22 protein-coding genes are annotated in these 21,745 nt (G+C 56.2%); 9 read left to right on the top strand and 13 right to left on the bottom strand.

The features are described from left to right. The first annotated feature begins 16 nt into the window (after window positions 1–16). The 7 genes from rhaD (at window position 17) to rhaM (ending at window position 7,195) form a co-directional block, all read left to right on the top strand. Window positions 17–847 (top strand): rhamnulose-1-phosphate aldolase, encoded by an 831-nt coding sequence (gene rhaD, locus HMPREF3142_RS16085; RefSeq protein ID WP_008807883.1) that lies wholly within the window; start codon window positions 17–19, stop codon window positions 845–847. 81 nt (window positions 848–928) lie between these two features. Continuing rightward, window positions 929–1,915 carry a rhamnose ABC transporter substrate-binding protein gene (rhaS, locus tag HMPREF3142_RS16080; protein ID WP_022064613.1) on the top strand — a complete coding sequence of 329 codons (987 nt, stop codon included), beginning with the start codon at window positions 929–931 and terminating at the stop codon, window positions 1,913–1,915. Window positions 1,916–2,061: 146 nt separating this feature from the next. Next, window positions 2,062–3,573: a sugar ABC transporter ATP-binding protein gene (locus HMPREF3142_RS16075; RefSeq protein WP_070612224.1), complete on the top strand. Its 1,512-nt coding sequence runs from the start codon at window positions 2,062–2,064 to the stop codon at window positions 3,571–3,573. Then, window positions 3,570–4,577: an ABC transporter permease gene (locus HMPREF3142_RS16070; protein WP_023323427.1), complete on the top strand. Its 1,008-nt coding sequence runs from the start codon at window positions 3,570–3,572 to the stop codon at window positions 4,575–4,577. Before HMPREF3142_RS16075 ends, HMPREF3142_RS16070 begins: the two co-directional genes overlap by 4 nt. Next, on the top strand, window positions 4,574–5,578 hold the full coding sequence (locus HMPREF3142_RS16065; protein WP_022064611.1) for an ABC transporter permease: 1,005 nt from the start codon (window positions 4,574–4,576) through the stop codon (window positions 5,576–5,578). The genes HMPREF3142_RS16070 and HMPREF3142_RS16065 overlap by 4 nt, the downstream gene beginning before the upstream one ends. A 157-nt stretch (window positions 5,579–5,735) precedes the next feature. Then, complete coding sequence (gene fucO / locus HMPREF3142_RS16060; protein ID WP_023340871.1) at window positions 5,736–6,884, top strand: lactaldehyde reductase; 1,149 nt, start codon at window positions 5,736–5,738, stop codon at window positions 6,882–6,884. Beyond that, entirely contained in the window at window positions 6,881–7,195 is a 315-nt protein-coding gene (gene rhaM / locus HMPREF3142_RS16055) for an L-rhamnose mutarotase (protein ID WP_002882870.1), read from the top strand. The genes fucO and rhaM overlap by 4 nt, the downstream gene beginning before the upstream one ends. Window positions 7,196–7,285: 90 nt before the next feature. On the opposite strand, the gene HMPREF3142_RS16050 is transcribed toward rhaM, so the two are convergent. From HMPREF3142_RS16050 to HMPREF3142_RS16020, 7 genes are all read right to left on the bottom strand, one after another. Then, window positions 7,286–8,659: a NosD domain-containing protein gene (locus HMPREF3142_RS16050; RefSeq protein WP_016162044.1), complete on the bottom strand. Its 1,374-nt coding sequence runs from the start codon at window positions 8,657–8,659 to the stop codon at window positions 7,286–7,288. Window positions 8,660–8,763: 104 nt separating this feature from the next. After that, on the bottom strand, window positions 8,764–10,152 hold the full coding sequence (locus HMPREF3142_RS16045) for a glycoside-pentoside-hexuronide (GPH):cation symporter (protein WP_004187899.1): 1,389 nt from the start codon (window positions 10,150–10,152) through the stop codon (window positions 8,764–8,766). Window positions 10,153–10,222: 70 nt separating this feature from the next. After that, a complete protein-coding gene (locus HMPREF3142_RS16040) occupies window positions 10,223–11,233 on the bottom strand; it encodes a LacI family DNA-binding transcriptional regulator (RefSeq protein WP_004187910.1) in 1,011 nt (336 codons plus the stop codon). A gap of 380 nt (window positions 11,234–11,613) precedes the next feature. Beyond that, window positions 11,614–12,879 carry an MFS transporter gene (locus tag HMPREF3142_RS16035; protein ID WP_070612223.1) on the bottom strand — a complete coding sequence of 422 codons (1,266 nt, stop codon included), beginning with the start codon at window positions 12,877–12,879 and terminating at the stop codon, window positions 11,614–11,616. Between the two features lie 41 nt (window positions 12,880–12,920). Further along, a complete protein-coding gene (locus tag HMPREF3142_RS16030; RefSeq protein ID WP_008807890.1) occupies window positions 12,921–15,044 on the bottom strand; it encodes an alpha-galactosidase in 2,124 nt (707 codons plus the stop codon). Between the two features lie 115 nt (window positions 15,045–15,159). After that, on the bottom strand, window positions 15,160–16,155 hold the full coding sequence (locus HMPREF3142_RS16025; RefSeq protein ID WP_070612222.1) for a substrate-binding domain-containing protein: 996 nt from the start codon (window positions 16,153–16,155) through the stop codon (window positions 15,160–15,162). Window positions 16,156–16,242: 87 nt separating this feature from the next. Then, window positions 16,243–16,791, bottom strand: a complete 549-nt coding sequence (locus tag HMPREF3142_RS16020) for a helix-turn-helix domain-containing protein (protein WP_050887633.1) — start codon at window positions 16,789–16,791, stop codon at window positions 16,243–16,245. Between the two features lie 100 nt (window positions 16,792–16,891). On the opposite strand from HMPREF3142_RS16020, the gene HMPREF3142_RS16015 reads away from it, so the two are divergent. Both HMPREF3142_RS16015 and HMPREF3142_RS16010 read left to right on the top strand, forming a co-directional pair. Continuing rightward, window positions 16,892–17,551, top strand: coding sequence for an AzlC family ABC transporter permease (locus HMPREF3142_RS16015; protein WP_070612221.1), 660 nt, complete (start codon window positions 16,892–16,894; stop codon window positions 17,549–17,551). Continuing rightward, entirely contained in the window at window positions 17,551–17,874 is a 324-nt protein-coding gene (locus tag HMPREF3142_RS16010; protein ID WP_008807893.1) for an AzlD domain-containing protein, read from the top strand. The genes HMPREF3142_RS16015 and HMPREF3142_RS16010 overlap by 1 nt, the downstream gene beginning before the upstream one ends. Here HMPREF3142_RS16010 and HMPREF3142_RS16005 read toward each other — a convergent pair. Genes HMPREF3142_RS16005 through HMPREF3142_RS15980 form a run of 6 tightly spaced genes read right to left on the bottom strand, consistent with a single transcriptional unit; the run spans window position 17,871 to window position 21,739 of the window. Further along, window positions 17,871–18,464: a P-loop nucleotide/nucleoside kinase family protein gene (locus HMPREF3142_RS16005; protein WP_008807894.1), complete on the bottom strand. Its 594-nt coding sequence runs from the start codon at window positions 18,462–18,464 to the stop codon at window positions 17,871–17,873. The genes HMPREF3142_RS16010 and HMPREF3142_RS16005 overlap by 4 nt on opposite strands. Further along, complete coding sequence (locus tag HMPREF3142_RS16000; RefSeq protein ID WP_008807895.1) at window positions 18,461–18,898, bottom strand: PTS sugar transporter subunit IIA; 438 nt, start codon at window positions 18,896–18,898, stop codon at window positions 18,461–18,463. Before HMPREF3142_RS16000 ends, HMPREF3142_RS16005 begins: the two co-directional genes overlap by 4 nt. Before the next feature lie 9 nt (window positions 18,899–18,907). Beyond that, a complete protein-coding gene (locus HMPREF3142_RS15995) occupies window positions 18,908–19,177 on the bottom strand; it encodes a hypothetical protein (protein WP_002882858.1) in 270 nt (89 codons plus the stop codon). A gap of 58 nt (window positions 19,178–19,235) precedes the next feature. Continuing rightward, on the bottom strand, window positions 19,236–20,078 hold the full coding sequence (locus HMPREF3142_RS15990) for a class II fructose-bisphosphate aldolase (RefSeq protein ID WP_008807896.1): 843 nt from the start codon (window positions 20,076–20,078) through the stop codon (window positions 19,236–19,238). Further along, window positions 20,065–21,432, bottom strand: coding sequence for a PTS sugar transporter subunit IIC (locus HMPREF3142_RS15985; RefSeq protein ID WP_070612220.1), 1,368 nt, complete (start codon window positions 21,430–21,432; stop codon window positions 20,065–20,067). Before HMPREF3142_RS15985 ends, HMPREF3142_RS15990 begins: the two co-directional genes overlap by 14 nt. Next, the gene (locus HMPREF3142_RS15980; protein WP_070612219.1) at window positions 21,425–21,739 is read right to left on the bottom strand and encodes a PTS sugar transporter subunit IIB; all 315 of its coding nucleotides are present in this window, start codon (window positions 21,737–21,739) and stop codon (window positions 21,425–21,427) included. Before HMPREF3142_RS15980 ends, HMPREF3142_RS15985 begins: the two co-directional genes overlap by 8 nt. Window positions 21,740–21,745: the final 6 nt, after the last annotated feature.

Raw genomic sequence — 21,745 nt, 5'->3', positions numbered from 1 at the left:
CAGGAAAGACAAGACTATGCAGACCATTATCGACGCCTGGTTCGTCCAGGGCATGATCAAAGCCACCTCCGACGCCTGGCTGAAAGGCTGGGACGAACGCAACGGCGGCAACCTGACGCTGCGTCTGGATGAAGCGGATATCGAACCTTATGCGGCGGATTTCCACGCCAAACCGCGTTACATCGCCCTCAGCCAGCCGATGCCAATCCTGGCCAACCAGCCATTTATCGTCACCGGCTCCGGCAAATTCTTCCGTAACGTCCAGCTCGACCCGGCCGCTAACCTCGGCGTGGTAAAGGTCGACAGCGATGGCGCGGGATACCATATCCTGTGGGGCCTCACCGAGGATGCCGTACCGACCTCCGAGCTGCCGGCACACTTCCTGTCGCATAGCGAGCGCATCAAACTGACCGGCGGCAAAGACCGGGTGATCATGCACTGCCATGCCACCAACCTGATCGCCCTGACCTATGTTCTGGAGAACCACAGCGATCTGTTCACCCGCAAGCTGTGGGAAGGTAGCACCGAATGTCTGGTGGTCTTCCCGGACGGCGTCGGCATTCTGCCGTGGATGGTGCCGGGCACCGATGAAATCGGCCAGGCGACCGCCGAAACCATGCAAAAACACTCGCTGGTGCTGTGGCCATTCCACGGCGTCTTCGGCAGCGGCCCCACGCTGGATGAGACCTTCGGCCTGATCGACACCGCCGAGAAGTCCGCCGAAGTGCTGGTGAAAGTCTTGTCGATGGGCGGGATGAAGCAGACCATCACCCGCGAAGAGCTTATCGCCCTTGGTAAACGCTTCAATGTGCAGCCGCTGCAGTCCGCTTTAGATCTTTATCCATAACAACATCGCGCCCCGCTCACCGAGACGGGGCGAAATATCACCTGCAAACCCTACAAAACTAACTCATGTGGAGTAAAAGCAATGAAAACAAAGACAAGCTTGATCCTCACCGTTGCCGCCCTGGCGTTGTCCGGTTCCGCCTTAGCCGAAGTTAAAATCGCCCTTGTGGCGAAATCGCTGGGAAATGGCTTCTTCGAAGCCGCCAACGCTGGCGCCCAACAGGCAGCCAAAGAGTTAGGTGATGTCAAAGTGATCTACACCGGCCCGACCACTACCACCGCCGAAGCGCAGATCGACGTGCTGAATGGGTTGATCGCCCAGGGGGTGGATGCGATCGCCATTTCCGCCAACGATCCGGACGCGGTGGTGCCGGTGCTGAAAAAAGCGATGCAGCGCGGCATCAAGGTGGTCTCGTGGGACTCCGGCGTGGCGCCGGCAGGCCGCCAGATCCATCTTAACCCCTCGAATAACGCCTTAATTGGCGAAACCAACGTCAAGCTCGCCGCCGATGCGCTGAAGGCGCTGAACGTTGAGAAAGGCGAGGTGGCCGTGTTAAGCGCCACCCCAACCTCCACTAACCAGAACATCTGGATTGAGGAGATGAAAAAGGTGCTGCCGCAGTATCCGTCCGTACAGCTGGTCACCGTCGCCTACGGTGACGATCTGTCGGATAAAAGCTACCGCGAAGCGGTGGGCCTGCTGAAATCATATCCGGACCTGAAAGTCATTGTTTCGCCGTCATCGGTGGGCATTGTTGCCGCCGCGCAGGCGGTGAAGGATCAGGGCAAAATCGGCAAAGTCTATGTCACCGGGCTGGGGCTGCCGTCGGAAATGGCCGGCGCGATCAAGTCCGGCGCCAGCAAAAGCTTCGCCATCTGGAACCCGATTGACCTGGGCTACGCCGCCACCTATCTGGCCGACGATTTAGTCAAAGGCACGGCGACCAAAACCGAAGCCAGTATGGGCAAGCTGGGCAAAGTGAAGCTGGATGCTGAGGGGAATGGCGCGATGGCCGAGCCGTTCGTCTACGATGCGAGCAACATCGATAAGTTCTCGAAAATTTTCTAACCCTTGTTCCCTCACCCCGGCCCTCTCCCGGAGGGAGAGGGGGAAAGGCTGGTCCTCTGCACGATGTGGCCAGCGGACGCCGGACCGTTCCCACGCCCCTTTGGGGAGAGGGTTAGGGTGAGGGATGATTTTTGTGGAGAACTATCATGTCAGCATCAACGCCACTGCTGTCGCTGAAGGGGATCACCAAGACTTTTCCCGGTGTGCGCGCCCTTGAGAACGTGCAGCTTGATCTCTGGCCCGGCAAAGTGACCGCCTTAATCGGCGAAAACGGCGCGGGGAAATCCACGCTGGTCAAAGTGATGACCGGTATTTATCAGCCCGAAGAGGGCGAGATCCTCTATAAAGCGATCCCTATTCATCTGCCAACGCCGGAATCGGCGCATAAGGTAGGGATCACCGCCATTCACCAGGAAACCGTGCTGTTTGACGAACTCTCGGTCAGTGAAAATATTTTCGTCGGCCAGTATCTGTATAAGGGACTGTTAAAAACGCTCGACTGGCCGGCGATGCACCGCAGAGCCAGCGAGATCCTCACCCGGCTGGAAGTCCAGATCGACCCGCGGGCCACGCTGAAAACCCTCAGCATCGCCCAGCGGCACATGGTGGCGATTGCCCGGGCGCTGGCTTTCGACGCCCAGGTGGTGATCCTCGATGAGCCGACCGCCGCCCTCTCCCAGCATGAAATCCTGGAGTTTTATCACATCGTTGAGCGTCTGAAGCAGGACGGCAAAGCGATCCTGTTTATCTCGCATAAGTTCGATGAAATTTTCGAGCTGGCCGATTATTACACCATCCTGCGCGATGGGGTGTACGTCAGCTCCGGGGCGATAAGCGACATCACCGAAGAGCGAATGGTGTCGATGATGGTGGGCCGGGCGATCACCCAAACCTACCCGAAAATCGACTGCACGCCCGGAGAAACGGTGCTGGAGGTGACCGATCTCTGTCATCCTACCGAGTTTGCCCATATCAGCTTCCGCCTGCGCAAGGGCGAAATTCTCGGCTTTTACGGCCTGGTGGGCGCCGGACGCACCGAGCTGATGCAGGCGCTCTCCGGTGTCTCGCGTCCCTCCTCCGGCGAGATCCGCCTGAACGGCAGCCCCATGCGCTTTCGCCAGCCCGCCGACGCCATCCGCGCGGGCATCGTCTGCGTGCCGGAAGAGCGGCAGAAACAGGGGGCGATCATCGCCCTGCCCATCGCCCAGAACATCAGTCTGCCGCAGCTCAGCAAGCTCAATCCTAACGGCGTCCTGAACGACGCCCGGGAATGGCGGCTGGCGGACGAGTACGCCTCGCGCCTGCAGGTTAAAGCCTTCAGCTGGCGGCAGCCGGTGGAGACCCTCTCTGGCGGCAACCAGCAGAAAGTGGTGATCGGCAAATGGCTGGCGACCCATCCCGAGGTGATTATCCTCGATGAGCCGACCAAAGGCATCGATATCGGCTCAAAAGCCGCCGTGCATCAGTTTATGTCCGAGCTGGTCAGCCAGGGACTGGCGGTGATTATGGTCTCGTCAGAGCTGCCGGAAGTGATGGGCATGGCCGACCGGATTATCGTGATGCACGAAGGGCTGATGGTCGCCGAATACCAGGCCGGGGAAGCGACAGCGGAAACCATCGTTAGCGCGGCCAGCGGCATCGGCCAGGAGGCGGCATGATGGGACACGCATGGCTTAAACATCGCGAAGCGCTGCTGGCGTTGGTCATCATTTTGATGATCGGCGCCATCGGCAGCCGGGCGCCGTCGTTCGTTTCACCGGGCAATCTGGTGGAGATGTTTAACGATACCGCCATCCTTATCATCCTCGCCCTCGGGCAGATGATGGTGTTGCTCACCAAAGGCATCGATCTGTCGATGGCCGCCAACCTGGCGCTGACCGGGATGATCGTCGCCCTGCTTAACGCCCACTATCCGGGTATTCCGGTGGTGGCGCTGCTGGCACTGGCAACCCTGCTGGGCCTGCTGATGGGGATGATTAACGGCCTGCTGGTTTGGCGCCTCGGCATTCCCGCCATCGTGGTGACCCTGGGCACCATGAGCATTTATCGCGGCATTATCTTCCTGCTGACTGACGGCGGCTGGGTTAACTCACATCAGATGAGCGCTGATTTTCTCAGTCTGCCGCGCAGCACGCTCATGGGATTGCCGCTTCTGAGCTGGTGCGCCATCGCCGCGCTGCTGCTGGTGGGTTATTTCCTGCGCTACAGCCGTACCGGCCGGGCCTTATACACCGCAGGCGGCAACGCGACGGCGGCGTACTACACCGGCATTAACGCCGGAAAAATGCAGTTCGTCAGTTTCTGTCTCTCCGGCGCGCTGGCCGGCTTCTGCGGCTATCTGTGGATCTCGCGCTTCGCCGTCGCCTATGTCGACGTGGCGAACGGCTTTGAACTGCAGGTGGTCGCGGCCTGCGTGATCGGCGGTATCAGTACCATGGGCGGAAGCGGACGGGTGCTGGGCTGCCTGTGCGGCGCGCTGTTCCTCGGGGTCATCAATAACGCCCTGCCGGTGATCGGCATCTCGCCCTTCTGGCAAATGGCGATCTCCGGGGCGGTGATCGTCATGGCGGTGCTGCTCAACGAGCGCGGCAATCGCGGTCACGGGCGGTTAATCCTGCGCAACGCGGCGTTAGCCCGACAGAAACAGGCGGTAAAATCATGAGCAAGATGATGGTATCTGAAGAGATGAAAAACGCCCCGGCCGCGCCGTCGCCGCTGCGCCGCCTGCTGTGCTGGGAAGGGTTTTTACTGGCGGTCACCCTGGCGGTATTTATCGGCAACGCGGTGGCTTCCCCGTACTTCCTCAATATCTGGAACCTCTCGGACGCGACCTTTACCTTTACCGAGAAGGCGATCGTCGTCCTGCCGATGGCGATGCTGATTATCGCCCGGGAAATCGATCTGTCGGTGGCCTCGACGATGGCGCTCAGCTCAACGGTGATGGGCTTCTGCGCGGCAGCGGGGGTGGACACGCCGCTGCTGGTGATCATCGGCCTGGGCGTAGGTCTGCTGTGCGGCCTGTTCAACGGCTTGCTGGTGACTCGCTTTAACCTGTCGTCCATTGTGATCACCATCGGCACCATGAGCCTGTATCGCGGCATCACCTATATCCTGCTGGGCGATCAGGCGCTCAATCACTATCCGGAGAGCTTCGCCTGGTTCGGCCAGGGCTACGTGTGGGGGGCGCTCTCTTTTGAGTTTGCGCTGTTTATCCTCCTCGCGGCCGCCTTCACCTTCCTGCTGCATAAAACCAACTTTGGTCGCCGGACCTACGCCATCGGCAATAACCCGACCGGCGCCTGGTTTTCGGGGATCAATGTTAAGCGTCATAACCTGGTGCTGTTCGCGCTGGTCGGGCTGATGGCCGGGCTGGCGGCGGTCCTGCTGACCTCACGGCTCGGCAGTACCCGCCCTACCCTGGCGATGGGTTGGGAGCTGGCGGTTGTCACCATGGCGGTGCTCGGCGGCGTCAATATTCTCGGCGGCTCCGGCAGCATGCCCGGGGTGATCATTGCCGCCTTTCTGATGGGGCTGGTGACCTTCGGCCTGAGCCTGCTGAACGTCCCCGGTATCGTGATGTCGGTGATTATCGGCGCCATGCTGATCGTGGTGATCTCCCTGCCGATTATGACCCGGCGGATGATGCAGCGAAGACGATGTTAATTTCCCCCTCACCCTGGCCCTCTCCCCAAGGGAGAGGGGACTGCCCGGCGCACGCAGGCAGCCTGTAGTCCGGGACCGGTTTTCCCCCTCTCCCTGCGGGAGAGGGCTGGGGTGAGGGGAAACGGATTTTCCAAAATCAACATTAAGGAGAATTATCATGAGTTTTATGTTGGCACTACCTAAAATCAGCCTCCACGGCGCAGGCGCTATCGGTGATATGGTTAAACTGGTGGCCGGTAAGCAGTGGGGCAAGGCGCTGATCGTCACCGACGGTCAACTGGTGAAGCTGGGCCTGCTGGACAGTCTGTTTTCCGCGCTGGATGAACAGCAGATGGCTTATCAGCTATTTGACGAGGTGTTCCCCAACCCCACCGAAGCGCTGGTGCAGCAAGGCTACGCGGCTTACCAGGCGGCCCGCTGCGATTACCTGATCGCCTTCGGCGGCGGTAGCCCGATTGATACCGCCAAGGCGATAAAAATCCTCACCGCCAACCCTGGTCCCTCCACAGCCTACTCCGGCGTCGGCAAAGTGAAAAACGCTGGCGTGCCGCTGGTGGCCATCAACACCACCGCCGGCACGGCGGCGGAGATGACCAGCAATGCCGTGATTATCGATAGCGAGCGGCAGGTAAAAGAGGTGATTATCGACCCGAACCTGATCCCGGATATCGCCGTCGACGACGCCAGCGTGATGCTCGACATCCCGCCAGCCGTTACCGCCGCCACCGGCATGGATGCCCTGACCCACGCCATCGAGGCCTTTGTCTCCGTTGGCGCCCATCCCCTGACCGACGCCAACGCCCTCGAGGCCATTCGCCTGATCAACCTGTGGCTGCCGAAAGCGGTAGACGATGGTCACGATCTGCAGGCCCGCGAGCAGATGGCGTTTGGCCAATACCTGGCGGGCATGGCGTTCAATAGCGCCGGTCTCGGGCTGGTACACGCCCTGGCCCATCAGCCTGGCGCCACCCACAACCTGCCGCACGGGGTGTGCAACGCCATCCTGCTGCCGATCATCGAAAACTTTAACCGCCCGAACGCGGTGGCGCGCTTTGCCCGCGTGGCGCAGGCGATGGGCGTCGATACCCGCGGCATGAGCGATGAGGCTGCCAGCATGGAGGCCATCAATGCCATCCGCACGCTGAGCAAACGCGTAGGGATCCCCCAGGGTTTCAGCCAGCTTGGCGTCAGCAAAGCCGATATCGAAGGCTGGCTGGATAAAGCGCTGGCCGACCCTTGCGCGCCGTGTAACCCGCGCCCCGCCAGCCGCGATGAGGTTCGCGAGCTCTATCTGGAGGCCTTATGATCCGTAAAGCTTTCGTCATGCAGGTGAACCCCGACGCGCACGAGGAGTACCAGCGCCGCCATAACCCCATCTGGCCGGAGCTGGAAGCGGTGCTGAAGGACCACGGCGCGCACCATTACGCCATTTATCTCGATAAAGAACGCCATCTGCTGTTCGCGACGGTGGAGATTGAGTCGGAAGCCCGCTGGGAGGCGGTTGCCAGCACGGAAGTATGCCAGCGCTGGTGGAAATACATGCGCGAGGTGATGCCCAGCAACCCGGACAACAGCCCGCTGAGCGCGGAGCTCAAAGAAGTGTTTTATCTGGCGTGAAATCATGGCTGCCTCGCTGTGCTGAGTGGGGCAGCCGTTTTCAGCGCTGAGTAGGACGACTTACTCTGCGCCGTTGCGTCTCCTGCCGGTTTATTCCATCTCTATATTGCCGGGAGCTGGCGTAGCCCTGAAGGCATTCGTCGCTCTGTCCATCATCACCTGTTGGCTATTGCCGCAATCAAGTATCGTGTTTTGAGACGACGCTTTTTCTACCAGCACCGCGACCGCATCAAGGGCTTTTAATCTATCCGTCGTCAGCAAAGCGCTGACCTGAGCCGCAAAGCAAGCGTCCTCTTCGGAAGGGTGCGCCTGCTGCACTGACGCTTCCGTGGTCGCAACAATATGATTATTCGCAAGGTAGTTTCCTTTACCGGCAACCAGCCGGATGATGACCGGCTTTATTCCCTGTGGCCGAAGATACTGGATATCAATAGTTTCGGAAATATGATTGGCAATAACCGAGTTATTACTACCATTGATATGCAGCAGACCATAGGCATCATCCAGGCCATTGTCATAGGTCTGCATCGGCGGCCAGGGTTCGCGATCGCGGAAAAAATGATTTGCAGCGATGAGATTCTCCGCACAGTTATTTTCAAGAACCAACATTCCTGGATAAAATGAGTGCAATCGATTACTAGTAACGCTAGAACGAACAACGCCAGATAAATGAACGCTGCTGGCGCCACGCGGAAAGATATTGTTACCGGAAATCAATAACCCACCGAAGTTTTGGGCATAAATCGAATAACCTTTATAGCCTGCGCCAATCAGATTATCGGTTATTTTAGAAGCCTGTCCGGCGCCACGAAGCTCGATGCAGTTGCCGCATTCGGCGATAAAGTTATTATGGATAGCCATAGCATCACTATTGTACGTCGTGAGACCATGCTCAAGATAGATAAATCCCATGCCTGTAATCCGGAAAGCATCCTGAGCGCTGGCGATATAAATCCCTGTTTTGCCGTTAATATAGCTATTTTCCGGATCGTTGTTTCCCAATCCATCATCAATAAAGTGCAGGCCATCAATACAGAAGTTTTCAAACGCCACCGAACTAATTCGCGGCGCTCCGCTGCGTTTCACGTAAAATGCAGCGCCAGCATGTTCTTCATCGCCGGGATACACACAAATATCGACCAGAATACGGCTACCACCCGGCCAAACATCATGCAAATACGCCCACTCGACAGCCGGCGTATTGAAACGAATACTTGAGGAGACAAAACCGTGTCCGGCACCCATAATTTTTAAATAACTGATATCGATAAAAACCTGCGTCTTGAGATGATAATCGCCGGGCGGAATATAGATAACGGCGCCAGGTTTCCCGCCGTTATTAACATCAGTTGCGGTTTGTCGTTTTTTAATATCGAGGATAATACTGTTAATAACCTCCCCAATATCCTTATAAGGATTACCGATATGCCACTGCGTCACGTCATAATAATTATTATGCGTCATAAAGAACCTCCTCTGATATGAAAAGAAAATCACTTAAAACATTCTAGTTTCATTAAGACTGATATTGAATGATAAATAATACGGATAGCCTGCTCCCCTACCCATTAACCGCGTCCTTTTTCCAGTTCACGTTTTGCAAGATCGGCTTTGATTTTTTCAAGGAAGGCGTTATTCAGCTTGAAGTAGCGCACCAGATACGCACTAATGAAATAACTCACCATCGGCAGCAGTGAGAACATCATGATAATGCCTTGAATGGTCTGGGAATTTTGCTGTGGTTCATTAGCGATATAGCCGGTAAACGCCAGAATCCAGGCGACGATTGCGCCAGCCACCGCCAGCCCCATTTTGAGCATAAAAAGGTTACCCGCGAAAGAGATACCGGTCAGGCGTTTACCGAACTTCCAGTCACCGTAGTCATCGACATCGGACATCATCGCCCACAGAATGGGGCCAGATTGAATTAAATGCAGAACGTTAATGACGATAAATAGCGCCATCAGCGGGGTCAACGATTGCGGATCGATAAACCACAGCGCCAATGACAGAAACCCGAGAATAATATTAATAATACGGAACAGCGCCAGCTTATCAAAGCGATCGGTAAGCGGTTTGGCAAGCACGCTGCCCAGCATATTACAGGCCACGCCCAGCGCCATAAAGAAGGTAATAAATCCGACAGACGCCTTCATGACATAAGTCGCATAATAAATAGTGACGCCACCGCGGATAAATGCCGGAAAAACGTTCAGGAAAGTAATAGAGATCATTAAGAGCCACTGATCGTTTTTGATAATATCCCGCAGGTCTTTCTTCAACGACTCGTTTTGCTTAACCGATACCACCCGCTCTTTAATGCTGGAAAAGCAGAACAGGAACATCAGCGTTGCCGCCCCGCCCATAATGACCATGGTCAGCTGGAAACCGGAGGCGCGGTCGCCGTTACCCAGCCAGTCGGTTAACGGCAGAATAGAGGAGGAGATAATTAATGTTGCCAGGCCATTCAGGAAAAAGCGCCATGACAGACAACCCATGCGCTCTTTTTGATTGAGGGTAATGACGCCGCCGACGGAGCAATAGGGAATATTAATCGCGGTATAAATCAGCGACATGACCAGATAAGTAACCCAGGCATAGATAATCTTTCCGTTCATGCTGAGTTCTGGGGTAGTGAACATCAGTACCGCGCCTAGACCAAACGGAAGCGCCATCCATAATAGCCATGGACGGAATTTTCCCCAGCGTGACACCGTGCGGTCGCAGATTGCCCCCATCAGCGGATCGCTAAACGCGTCAAAGATGCGAATAACGAGGAATAATGTGCCCACCACCCCGGCATTGAGGCCATAGACATCGGTATAAAACCACGTCAGATAGAGCGCCAGTACACTCCATATCATTCCTGAACCAGCGTCCCCCATCCCGTAGCCGATCTTCTCCCTCAACCCCAGCTTTTCATAAGCACTTGGCTTTTCCATTGCGGTAGCAGACATAAATATACCTATTTTTTGTTAAAAGGAGCCCATGGCGAAAATTGTCGCGCCATTTCTAAACATACATCCCTTACAGGGAAGTAATATTAATTTTTACGCTGCTCTCACGAACAATTAACCGAGAGACAATTTCGTGCATTTCAATACTGTCCGGCTGCTGTTGATGCTTCACCATCTGAAACGCGAGGTGAGCAATTTCATTTACCGGCTGTGCAACGCTGGTTATTTTTTTAGTTTGTGCCAGCAAGGTATTGTCAAAACTGGCAATCGCAACATCTTCAGGAATGGAGATGCCTTTTTCTTTTAGCCCATCGATAATATAATTTGCCGCAATATCGTTATACACTAGCAGACATGTACAGATTCGCTTCGGATCGCTGAGTTTCGCAATAATATCATCAAGAATGCTAATATGGCCTGATATCTTTTCCCCCTCTCCTTTGGCTATCCAGAACGAATTATCTTTAGCAAGTTTTAAACCATGACTCGCTATTTTTTTGGTATACGATGAAACCTTACGATTATCAACCCCTTCCTGGGCAACAAAGCCAAACGAAAGATGGCCTGTATGAATAAAATGTTCCGCAATACTTTCTGCCCCCCGGTCCTGGTTAATCGATACGGAGTTAAAGAACCGGGACACCTGGGTGACGACGGCGACCGGGATCCGGGTAATGCTTAACCATTCTGAAAGTTCGGCTTCTGCTTCTGTCGGCACCCATAGCAAACTGTCAATGCCCATCCCCACTAAGGTCAGAATAATATGTTTATCCTGCTGCGGCTGATTCTGATGCGTTTTAACGATCACCGATTTGCCGATATACCGGGCCTCTTCTTCCACCGTCGCCAGCAGTTCACAGAAATGAGGATTCACCAGGTTAGGCAAAACCACACCAATCAACCCTGAACATTTACCGCTAAGCTGAAACGAACTTTTGCTGGGGACATAGCAGAGATAATCCATCGCATCACGCACAGCCTGCCGCGTTTCCGGCACGACGCTGGGATGATTGTTGAGCACTCGCGATACGGTTGCCGTCGAGACCCCAGCTCTTTTCGCTACGTCTTTAATAGATGCCATGATGATTGAACATACCCTTTAACAATGGTGTTCACTATAAATTGTGATCTCTGCCAAGAATGTAATCCAGTTCACATGTTGCTGCGTTACATAGATCCATACTCTGGCCTCGCATTTTTATTTTACTGGCCATCGTTATTCATTTACGTTTCTTGAGAGAAATTAATGAACTCAAAAGATATCAATATTTTTAGGCAGGAAAAACAGAGGAGTGATTATATCATTACCCCTCATCACGGGGATGAGGGGGTTAGCTATTCAAGTATTAATACTTCTTTACTGAAGAAAAACAACCCATAGCCCTTTCATGTGTTTCTCATATTTAACATATCAACTTTCTTATCTTTCAGGCACATTCCTGTGCCATGAAATTTCGGAGATTAAACAATCATCGCATTATCCCGAAGCGGCTCGGTTTTCGCCTTACCCGCTAACGTAAACGCGGAGATTAAGGTGACCGTCAGGGCAATACCGCCGAGGATCATATAGGTATCCTGAAAGCCGATCCGATCGTACATATTGCCGGCGAAGGCGGAGAGGAAGATCGCCGCCACCTGCTTGGCGAACTGGAAGCCCACCAGGTAAATGGTCGCCGACAGCCGGACATCAAACACACCGGTAATGTATTTAAAGGCGCCCACCAGCAGGAACGGCACCTCCAGCGCATGGAGCATTTTCAACGCTATGACTTCCGCGGCCGTAGTGGCGAAGGAAGAGCCAATCATTCTTGCCGCCATCACCATCCCGGCGATCAGCAGGGTATTCTTCGCCCCGATGCGGTTAATAATCCACGGCGAGCTGAACATAATGATGGCGTTACATATTTCTCCCGCGGTGGTGGCGAAACCAAAGGCGCGGGTGCCCGCTTCCGGGGTCGCGAAGAACGATTTAAAAAAGGTGGCGAACTGCTGATCAAAAACGTCATACACGCAGGCCACGCCGATGACATACAGAATAAACATCCACATCTTACGCTGGCGGAACATGCGCACCGCCGTTTTTAAATCGATCGCCGGGCGATTGGCGCCGAGCGAATCCATCACCTGCGCGGACTGACTGGCCTGCGGTTTGGCGATGGCCACCAGTACCACCAGCAGCAGCGCGGCGGCCGACCCCATCCAGAACACCCATTCGGGATTAATGCTGAACAGCATTCCGGCGGTGGTCGCGCACAGCGCCCATCCCAGACAGCCAAAGGTGCGCGCCTTGCCGTATTCAAACCCGCTGTTGCGGCTTACCCGTTCGATATAGGCCTCCATCGCGCCGCCGCCTGCGGAGAATACAAAGCCGATATAGGCGCCGCCGCTCAGCGCCCCGAGCCAGATGTTGGTTTTCAGCAGCGGAGCGAAAACATAGAGGAAGAAGGGAGCAATCAGCACCAGCAGAACAGTCACGATCCACATCAGGTGTTTTTTCAGCCCCAGCTTGTCAGAGATCACCCCGAGGACCGGCTGGAAACAGATGGCGAACAGCGACAGGCTGGAGAAAACGAGGCCGGTTTCGGTTTTATTCAGGCCGATGACGTCCGACAGCCAGATCGGCAGAAACGGAAAGCAGGTGGCCATGATGAAGAAGTAGAGAAAGAAGAACAGCCCGAAAATCCAGAAGTTGGGGTTGTTTTTGTGGGTACAGACGGTCGGGTTCATTATATTTTCCTCAAGAAGGGCCGCGACGCGGCCCGATACCATCACACGCGTTGCAGGCCAATCAGAATGGCGCTTTCCGGGTCGAGGATGGGCAGCGCCAGCCCCGCCTGCTGTAGCCACTCACCGCTCACCGTCTGCGGCGTCGTCATCCATGCCGGCAGCTTCCGCATGGTGTGGCCGCCCTCGCCGGTGATCTGAATGTTCGGATGATCGAGGAGCGTCACCTGATAGCGGGCGTTCGCCTCCAGCCCCGCCAGGCGCAGCGGCGCCATCAGGGTGTAGTCCGGCATCGCCAGCTGGCTGACGAGGAAAATCGCCTGCGCTTTATCCGGGCTGACGACGCCATGGGCAAGGGTGGTAGCGTCCGGCATATCCATCCGCCACTGCACGCCGTGATGGATCACGTCGCGCCACTGCTTATGCAGAGCCGCATATTTCCGGTATCCGGCGCGCTCTTCTTCATCAGCGCTCACCGGATCCAGCTCAAGTCCCATATGACCAAACAGCGCCGTCAGGCCGCGGAAGGCGATACTGTGCTGGCGGAAAGTGGCATGACAGTGGCGATTGCCAATATGCGCGCCCATCACCTCCGGCGGGAAGAAGTAGCTCATGCCGCGCTGGATGGTGTTGCGCTCAAGGGCGTCATTATTGTCAGACGCCCAGAAGCGATGGCTGCGCTTGAGGACTTCATAATCGATCCGCCCGCCCCCGGAGGAGCAGGATTCAAATTCAATGTGCGGGAAACGGGCCACCAGCGTATCCAGCAGGCGGTAGAACTGGCGCGTTTGCGCGTCCGCGGCGGCGCGTCCCTGATGCCCAGGCTGCACCAGCTCGCGGTTCATATCCCACTTCACGTAGTCCACCGCGTGCTCGCCCAGCAGCCAGCTCATCCGCTCCAGCAGATAATCAAACGCTTCCGGAATGTTAAGATTCAGGACAAACTGATGGCGGCCGGTCAGCGGGGTATAGCCCGGCAGCGCCAGCACCCAGTCCGGGTGCGCCCGGTACAGATCGGAATCCGGGTTAATCATTTCCGGCTCCACCCAAATACCGAATTCCATCCCCAGCGATTTCACATGATCGATAACCGGCGTCAGGCCGTAGGGGTATTTTTTCTCATCAAGATACCAGTCCCCAAGCGCCGCCCAGTCGTCGTTGCGCCCTTTAAACCAGCCGTCATCGATAATAAAGCGCTCGACGCCCAGGGCCGCCGCTTCATCCGCCATGCGCATGATGTAGTCCGGGTCGTGGTCGAAATAGATCCCCTCCCAGGTGTTGAGATGCACCGGGCGCGGCTTGTTGCCCGGGAAGCGAATAATCCGTTCGCGCAGATAACGATGGAACTGCTGGCTCATGCCGTTCAGCCCGTTCGCCGAGTAGCTGGCATACAGGTACGGCGTCCACAAGGTTTCCCCTTCCGCCAGCGCCATTTCGCCCGGCAGATAGAGCGCCTCGGCCTGCAGATAGCGGCGGCCATCGGTTTTCACCTCTGCCCGCAGGCGATGGTTACCGCTCCAGGCCAGATGTACGCCCCAGACTTCACCCTGCATCTCGCTAAAGGCGCGGCTGCCGGTGATCAGGGCCGGGAAATGTTCGTGAGAGGTGCGCCCGCGGCGGTTCTCCAGCACAAAGCTGTCGTGCTCCAGCGTCAGGCGGTGAGGCTGAAACTCGCGGATCCAGCGGCCATGGAAAGCCATCACCTCGCGAGCGCGTTCGGCGACCGGCAATGTGACCGCCAGGCGATCCACCTGCCATGGGCTGGCGCGCAGATTGGTCACGCCATGGCGCACACTCAGCACGCCGCTGGCATCCAGCGCGATCTCGCTGTGCAGACGCAGGCCGGCCTGTGGATCTTCGCTGACCAGGGTCAGCGTCTGGCCCTCGTGCCGCACTTCGCTGGTGGTGAACAGCGGAGAGGCATCCAGACCCTGACGATGGCCTTCAATGCCCGGCGCACCAAACAGGCCATGGCCCAGCTCCGCCATTAAGGTCACTGGCGAATCGACATCCAGTCTGCCGTTGGCGACCGGGCGCGTCAGGCTGTCGGCATCCTGCGGTGAAAAGTGGCTTAAATGTGGCCCCCAGTAGACAATTTCGGCGAAAGGGCGAGTTTTAATGACAACATCGGCACCGGCGCTTTGCAGGTGAATCAGCGAATCAGACATCAGACATCTCCATAACAAGGAATGTCTTACTGTTGATCCGAAACGTTTCGGATGCCAACCAAAACGTTTCGGATCCGTGATCGGCTTCAGAATTACGGGTTAAAAAGGGGTCAGGTCAGGCAGTTTCGCCGGGGATGAATTCGGGCTGCCAGAGCACCTGCAGCGAGGCCAGATCCTCGCCAGCAATTAAGCGGCGGACCATATCGGCAATCTGCCGCCCCACGCCCTGGCGCGTGGACTGGATCACCGCGGCGACATCGGTCTCTATGATGCTGTCCTGCGGCAGCCCGTCATACACCACCAGGGCGACGCGGTTGTCGCCGGTTAAACGGCCCAGATGGGCGAGCGCCATGGCGGCGCCATCGCCATGGGTGTTGCAGTCGGTGATGATCGCGGTAGGCGGCTCCGGCAGACGCAGCAGCTCCAGCGTGGCCTGATAGCCGCCGCGGCGCGTCGCCGGCACGCTACGCAGCCACGCATCGGATAATCCCGCCTCGCGCAGAGCATCGAGGTAGCCGTTACGCCGTTGCAAAATAAACGCCTGATTGTTGTTCTCGCCCAACAGCGCGATACGCTGGTGGCCCTGTTGAATCAGATGGCGGGTGGCGCGGCAGGTGCCGGCATAGTTATCGAAATCAAACCAGGCGTAGGGCTGTGTCAGGCGGCTACGGCCAAGCGCCAGAAACGGAAAGCCTGAGGCCTGCAGCTGCGCCAGCCGCGGATCGTCATCCAGGGTATGGGCCACGATTAAAGCGTCGACGCGACGGCCCTGCACCATGCGCATATAGCCATGTTTATCCGACTGTTCATCATCGGCGATCAGCAACAAATCAATGTCATGGCGCGCCAGCTCATGGCTGATCTCCCCAACCATCTCGAGAAAAACGTTATTGTTGAGCGGCGCGGGGCGGACAGGGAAGACAAGACCAACGGCATCAATGGTGCCCATTTTCAGACGGCGGGCGAAAGTGTTGGGGCGATAGCCCCGGCGCTGCGCTTCAGCCTCAACCCGGGCGCGGGTCTCCTGTGACACATCGTCATAGCCGTTCAACGCCCGGCTGACGGTCGTGACGGAGATCCCAAGTTGTTTGGCAATGGCTTTCAGCGACATAAAAATCCCTGTTTTCGCATAGGAAAGCTAGTTTCCCGCAATATGGCTATGACGTCCAGCGAGCGCGCGTCCCTCGCCGACGCGATGTCAGTTTTGCTCAGCGATCAGCAGAGCCTGCGTATCCGGCTCCAGCGCCTGAAAAACATGCTCCTGATCCGCCGGGTAGCAGATATAGTCGCCCTCGCCGAGCTCTTCCGGCGCCGACGTCAGCCCTACCCGCGCCCGCCCCTGGGTGACGATAATATGTTCCACCGAGCCTGGCGGATGCGGATGCGAAATACGATCGGCACCGGGCTGGGTTAACAGTAAATAGATGTCCCGACGCGCGCCTGGCGGACAAGCGGCCAGCAAAATGGCCTGATAGTTCGCCTGCTCCGCCACCACCTTTGTCCCCTCTCCGCGGCGGATCACCTGCGTTTTGTTCATCTGCGGCTCAAGCAGGCGGGCAAACGGGATATCCAGCGCCACGCAGAGCGACCACAGCGTTTCCAGACTCGGATTGCCGTTGCCGGACTCCAGTTGCGATAGCGTGGATTTTGCGATACCCGCCCGACGCGCGACTTCCGCCAGCGAGAGACCGGTCCGCGCCCGCTCCCGCACCAGGCTTTTGGCAATAACGCTGATTGGCTGTGTCATACCCGCCCCTTTGTTTTTTATATCGAACGATTCGTTCGTCTTGAAAAACGTTCATTATGTGTTCATTATAATGGGAAATCGTTCGATATGGCTAAGTGATATGAAACAAACTCTCTCCAGTCTCAGCGGAGACACGATAAAAGCGATCGTTTTGGTCTGCCTTGCCGTCGGGGTGGTGGGTATGTCCTATGGGTCGCTGGCGGTGGCTTACGGCTTCCCCTTATGGGTGCCGCTCTTGCTTTCGGTGTCCGTGCTGGCAGGCGCTTCTGAATTCATGTTTATCGGCATTATCGCCAGCGGCGGTAGCCCACTGGCCGCCGCTGCCGCTGGCCTGTTAGTCAACGCGCGCCATATCCCGTTCGGGGTGACCGTGCGCGAACTGGTTGGTCGGCGCGCCTTAAGCTTTATCGGGTGCCACATTATGAACGACGAGAGCGTGGTCTTTGGCTTGTCGCAGCCCACCCCCGCGCAGCGTAAAGCGGCTTACTGGCTGTGCGGCGCCGGCGTCGCGCTGATCTGGCCCCTCGGCACGCTAACCGGCGCGGCCATCGGCAAACTGCTGCCAGCGCCGGAAACCATCGGGCTTGATGCGGTCTTCCCGGCGATCCTGCTGGCGCTGGTGATCCCGGCCTTTAAAAACCGCACTACGCTGATCCGCGCCGCCAGCGGCGCCGCACTGGCGCTTGCCGCCGTACCGTTTGTACCCACCGGGCTGCCGGTGCTGCTTTCGCTGTTTGGTTTACTGTCGAGGAAAAAATAATGGGCAATATGACGCTGTTTATCGCCGGTATCGCCATCCTGTCGCTGGGAACCTATCTGATGCGCCTCGGCGGCGCGAAGCTCGGCAATCGGCTGGCATTTTCCGAGCGCTCGCAGGCGCTGCTTTCCGATGCGGCGACGGTGCTGCTTTTTTCCGTCGCCCTGGCCACCACCTTCTATGAAGGGGCGCATTTCGCCGGCATGGCGCGCGTTCTGGGTGTGGCTGTCGCCGTGTTCCTCGCCTGGCGCAAGGTCCCGCTGATCGGCGTGATTATCGCCGCCGCCGTGGTGACCGCGCTGCTGCGCCTGGCGGGTATGCCTTAGGGCGGGTAAGCGTAATCCGCCAAACCGGCGTGCTTTCCAGCGATCGTGCCTTCAAGCCAGTGAATAATCGGTTTTATCTCCAGCGGATACCGCTGGTCTATCGTCAATACGGGCCCTAAAGACATGGGCTGCGCCCGCCCGGCCAGCTGGGCCAGCTCCGGCAGATACTCCTCGCCGGGGTGGCCCGGCGGCCGCGTCGCCAGCCGCGAGGCATAGCGTGCGACGGCCAGCTCCGGGGTAATATGGTTCCAGATCTCAATTACCTGCTCCACGCCCGCCTGCTGTAGCAGTCTCTGCAAGGTCTCCCGCGGCTGAAAACCGAACCAGGCGTCGATCAACCAAACCATGCTGGCAGGCGACGCGCCGACAATCGACCAAATCACCTCATACGCCGCACAGCCCAGCTGGCGATTCATCGGCCGGTCGACAGGGGCCAGGCGCGCCATAAACGGCTCTTTGATGCCGTCGATCGTCAACACTGGTAGACTAAAGGTCTCCGCCAGCAAACGGGTGATGGTGCTCTTCCCCGACGCCGGAATGCCGTTGATTAATATGGCCGTTTTGCAGCCTGGGGTCAGATGTCTGTTCATAGTAATGCGACGACCTCCTCCCGGCTGCGGGCCGTCCGCAGTTTGGCCATGGTGTCATTGTTATCCAGCAGCGCGACGATGGAACGGATGCCCTCCTCGATATGCGCATTGCTGTCCCGGGCACCAAACATAATAACAATGTCCGCCTTTTCACTGTCCGCAAACGGGATGGGCTTTTTCAGCACCACCAGGCTAAAGCAGTTGCGTCTGACGCCGCACTCGGGGCGGGCATGGGGGATGGCAATCCCTTCATCAAAAACGTAATAAGCGCCATGATTCAAGGTATTATCGATCACCGCCTGGCTATATTCCGCCGAAATAAAGCCTTTCGCCTCCAGCGGGCGGGCAGCCAACTTTATTACCCGCTGCCAGTCGGATTCCACAACGCCAACCTGAATGGCATCGGCCTCAATAAGCAGTTCTTTTATGGTCATTCTCTGTTCCTAGATATTGCGACGAATAATATTGCGTAAATTATCAATCTGCAGAAACAGCGCATCGATATCCTGCCGGTGGCTCTTACTCTTGGCATATACCGATAATGCCCGGTTGTAAGTCAACATCAATGTTTTTTGCACGTCGCTATTATCGGGCTGGCGCTGTAATTCGCCTTCCAGTCTGGCGATCTCTTCCGCCAGCTGACGGGACTGTTGATCATAATCCTGCAGCGGGTTTTGCTCTTTTTTCCACAGCGTTTTCAATGATTCAAACATAGCAAGCTCCCTCCCTGGCGGAAGACAGGGCAACAAAAGATATGTGTCGGTAAAAACGCTATTTAAATAGCGCCATTTTTTCCATTAATACGGCAGTCACTGCCTGGTTGGCGGGAATTAAAAATTTCCGTACGCTGTCATTTACTTTTCCTTTCTCGAACGTTGATTTACAGCGGTCGACCCACTGCACGTTCATTTCCGTTCCGACGTTCACTTTATTAATCCCTTCAGTGACGGCCAGCCGCATATCGTCGTCACTAACGCCTGTGCCGCCATGCAGCACCAGCGGCACGCCAGTCGCTTCGCTTATCGCCTTCAGCCGCGCATGCTGTATCTGCGCTTTACCGGTGTACAGGCCATGCACAGTGCCCACCGAGACGGCCAGCATATCGACCTGCGTCTCCTCCACAAAACGTTTCGCGTCGTCGACGGTAGTAAAACAGATATCTTCGGCAGCCACCGCTTTTCCATCCTCTGACCCGCCGATCGCCCCCAGCTCACCTTCTACCGTAATATTCCGCGGCCGGGCCATTTCCACCACAATCCGCGTGTTACCGATATTTTCCTCGAGGCTTAAGTGAGACCCGTCGTACATCACCGAAGAAAAGCCCGCATTCATTGCCGTCTCGATGGCTTTAATATCGGAGCAGTGATCGAGGTGCAGGCAGGTCGGGATATTTTCACTGTCTGCTAATGAACGCACGGCATCGACCAGTAACCGATACCCCAGATACTCTGCGGTACCGGTTGATATTTGGATCATTAATGGGCTGTGGCTGTTTTGCGCGGCTTTGAAAAAAGCCGGTAACATCTCAATACAGTGCAAGTTAAACGAGCCAATCGCTTTAAAATTTCTTTCCTGAGCGATGTTTAAAATCTCATTAAAATTATACAGACTCATGAACATTTTCCCCTTTCGGCTTAGCGGATTTACCGTTTACAAACCATGCCAGTGCGGCGACAAACACAATAAACAAGGCGACAAAGAGCCAGTTATTCTGGAAGGCGTGGCCTAATACCAGACCGGAGCTGATGACGTCAGAATCGCTGAAGGTGACGCCCGTAAAGCCGTAGCTCTCCAGCATGGGCACCAGAATAGCCGGCAGAAAAGTGATAAACAGACCGTGGATAACCCCGCCGATCATCGCCCCGCGACGTCCGCCCAGCGCATTACCAAATACCCCTGCCGTACCGCCGGCGAAAAAGTTGGTTAACAGCCCGGGGAGGATCATCGCCAGACCGAACATCGGGAAAACCAGCATGCCGATAATCGAGCCGACAGTCGTCGCCAGAAATCCGACAATCACCGCATTTGGCGCATAGGGAAACAGCACCGGGCAATCGAGAGCAGGCTTTGCATCCGGGACAATACGCATCGCGATACCGCGAAAAGCCGGCACCAGCTCATTGAGTAATAAACGCACACCGCTATAGAGGACAAAGACCCCGGCGACAAACTGAATGGACTGCATGAAGGCATACATCAGGTAATTAATGCCGCCGGAGAATTGCGCGATGTACTGCGGCCCCGCCGCAATAGCCGGGATGAGATACATCGGCACCATCACCACCGCCATGGCCAGATAGGTATCCTGCAGAAACTTAAAGTTATCAGGCAGTTCGAGATCTTCCGTGGAGCGAGAGCCTTTTCCGACAACTTTAGCGACCGCAGCCTGCACCAGATAGCCGATGGTACAGAAGTGCCCCAGGGCCACATCGTCAGACCCGGTAATGCGCCTGACCACCGGCTGAGCCAGGGCCGGCATTAAGACCGCCATCACACCGCCGAAGATACCCCCGGTTAAAATCAGCGGTACGCCAGTGAGCCCGGACTTATAGCCAATCACAGCCCCAATTGTCGCCATCCACAGCAGCGCCTGGCCGGTCAGGAAAATATATTTTAGCGGCGTCAGACGGGCGATAATAATGTTGACAGCAAAGATCACCAGCAGCGTCAGCGCCACTTCCGAACCTAATTCCCGATTCGCTAACCCGGCGATGGCGGCCACATCGGTAATATAGCCTTTCATGCCAAACCCCTGGGTGAAGATATCATTCAGGAAGGTCAGGGTGGCGACAATGATGTTTATCCCGGCCATCATAATTAAGAAACCGAGCAGCGTTTTAAATGTCCCTTCCAGGGTTTTGCCTGGCGATTTCTTTTGCAGGTTCAGGCCAAGCATGGCAATAAAAGCAATAAGGATGGATGCCTGGCCGAGTAAATCCTTAACGATAAACGCAACGAAGCTATTCATAATCAGCCACCTTCAGATGACGTTCTTTTAAGAATGCGACGATCTTGGTTTCAATCTCCTCTTTATCAGTAAGTTTATTCAATACCACGACACGTTTAATTTCTTCTTCACTGGCATCGGCGGTTAAGATGTCGGCAAAGGTTTTTTGCGTCAGAATGATATCCGATTTAAAGGCCCCAGCTTCGGAAACGGTGGTGTGTTCAATATGAGCGGGAATTTCCAGCTTCTTTAAAACTGCCTTCGCCGTCATTTCAATGGCAAAGCTTGAACCGAGGCCGCAGCCACATACGCATAAAATTTTCAGCATGGAGGG

Origin of the sequence: Klebsiella sp. HMSC16C06 (genome assembly GCF_001808325.1) — a bacterium.
Lineage (GTDB): Bacteria > Pseudomonadota > Gammaproteobacteria > Enterobacterales > Enterobacteriaceae > Klebsiella > Klebsiella variicola.
Note: the sequence above shows the minus strand (reverse complement) of the source record. Positions and strands in the feature narration are given on the sequence as shown.

What these genes read in the sequence shown, in the direction of transcription:
- HMPREF3142_RS16070 (WP_023323427.1), top strand. Translation starts at nt 3,570, where the DNA reads ATGATGGGACACGCATGGCTTAAACATCGCGAAGCGCTGCTGGCGTTG.
- HMPREF3142_RS16020 (WP_050887633.1), bottom strand. Translation starts at nt 16,791, where the DNA reads ATGACACAGCCAATCAGCGTTATTGCCAAAAGCCTGGTGCGGGAGCGG.
- rhaM (WP_002882870.1), top strand. Translation starts at nt 6,881, where the DNA reads ATGATCCGTAAAGCTTTCGTCATGCAGGTGAACCCCGACGCGCACGAG.
- HMPREF3142_RS16065 (WP_022064611.1), top strand. Translation starts at nt 4,574, where the DNA reads ATGAGCAAGATGATGGTATCTGAAGAGATGAAAAACGCCCCGGCCGCG.
- HMPREF3142_RS16040 (WP_004187910.1), bottom strand. Translation starts at nt 11,233, where the DNA reads ATGGCATCTATTAAAGACGTAGCGAAAAGAGCTGGGGTCTCGACGGCA.
- HMPREF3142_RS16025 (WP_070612222.1), bottom strand. Translation starts at nt 16,155, where the DNA reads ATGTCGCTGAAAGCCATTGCCAAACAACTTGGGATCTCCGTCACGACC.
- HMPREF3142_RS15985 (WP_070612220.1), bottom strand. Translation starts at nt 21,432, where the DNA reads ATGAATAGCTTCGTTGCGTTTATCGTTAAGGATTTACTCGGCCAGGCA.
- fucO (WP_023340871.1), top strand. Translation starts at nt 5,736, where the DNA reads ATGAGTTTTATGTTGGCACTACCTAAAATCAGCCTCCACGGCGCAGGC.
- HMPREF3142_RS16010 (WP_008807893.1), top strand. Translation starts at nt 17,551, where the DNA reads ATGGGCAATATGACGCTGTTTATCGCCGGTATCGCCATCCTGTCGCTG.
- HMPREF3142_RS16075 (WP_070612224.1), top strand. Translation starts at nt 2,062, where the DNA reads ATGTCAGCATCAACGCCACTGCTGTCGCTGAAGGGGATCACCAAGACT.
- HMPREF3142_RS16005 (WP_008807894.1), bottom strand. Translation starts at nt 18,464, where the DNA reads ATGAACAGACATCTGACCCCAGGCTGCAAAACGGCCATATTAATCAAC.
- HMPREF3142_RS15990 (WP_008807896.1), bottom strand. Translation starts at nt 20,078, where the DNA reads ATGAGTCTGTATAATTTTAATGAGATTTTAAACATCGCTCAGGAAAGA.
- HMPREF3142_RS15980 (WP_070612219.1), bottom strand. Translation starts at nt 21,739, where the DNA reads ATGCTGAAAATTTTATGCGTATGTGGCTGCGGCCTCGGTTCAAGCTTT.
- HMPREF3142_RS16050 (WP_016162044.1), bottom strand. Translation starts at nt 8,659, where the DNA reads ATGACGCATAATAATTATTATGACGTGACGCAGTGGCATATCGGTAAT.
- rhaD (WP_008807883.1), top strand. Translation starts at nt 17, where the DNA reads ATGCAGACCATTATCGACGCCTGGTTCGTCCAGGGCATGATCAAAGCC.
- HMPREF3142_RS16045 (WP_004187899.1), bottom strand. Translation starts at nt 10,152, where the DNA reads ATGTCTGCTACCGCAATGGAAAAGCCAAGTGCTTATGAAAAGCTGGGG.
- HMPREF3142_RS16035 (WP_070612223.1), bottom strand. Translation starts at nt 12,879, where the DNA reads ATGAACCCGACCGTCTGTACCCACAAAAACAACCCCAACTTCTGGATT.
- HMPREF3142_RS16015 (WP_070612221.1), top strand. Translation starts at nt 16,892, where the DNA reads ATGAAACAAACTCTCTCCAGTCTCAGCGGAGACACGATAAAAGCGATC.
- HMPREF3142_RS16030 (WP_008807890.1), bottom strand. Translation starts at nt 15,044, where the DNA reads ATGTCTGATTCGCTGATTCACCTGCAAAGCGCCGGTGCCGATGTTGTC.
- HMPREF3142_RS16000 (WP_008807895.1), bottom strand. Translation starts at nt 18,898, where the DNA reads ATGACCATAAAAGAACTGCTTATTGAGGCCGATGCCATTCAGGTTGGC.
- HMPREF3142_RS15995 (WP_002882858.1), bottom strand. Translation starts at nt 19,177, where the DNA reads ATGTTTGAATCATTGAAAACGCTGTGGAAAAAAGAGCAAAACCCGCTG.
- rhaS (WP_022064613.1), top strand. Translation starts at nt 929, where the DNA reads ATGAAAACAAAGACAAGCTTGATCCTCACCGTTGCCGCCCTGGCGTTG.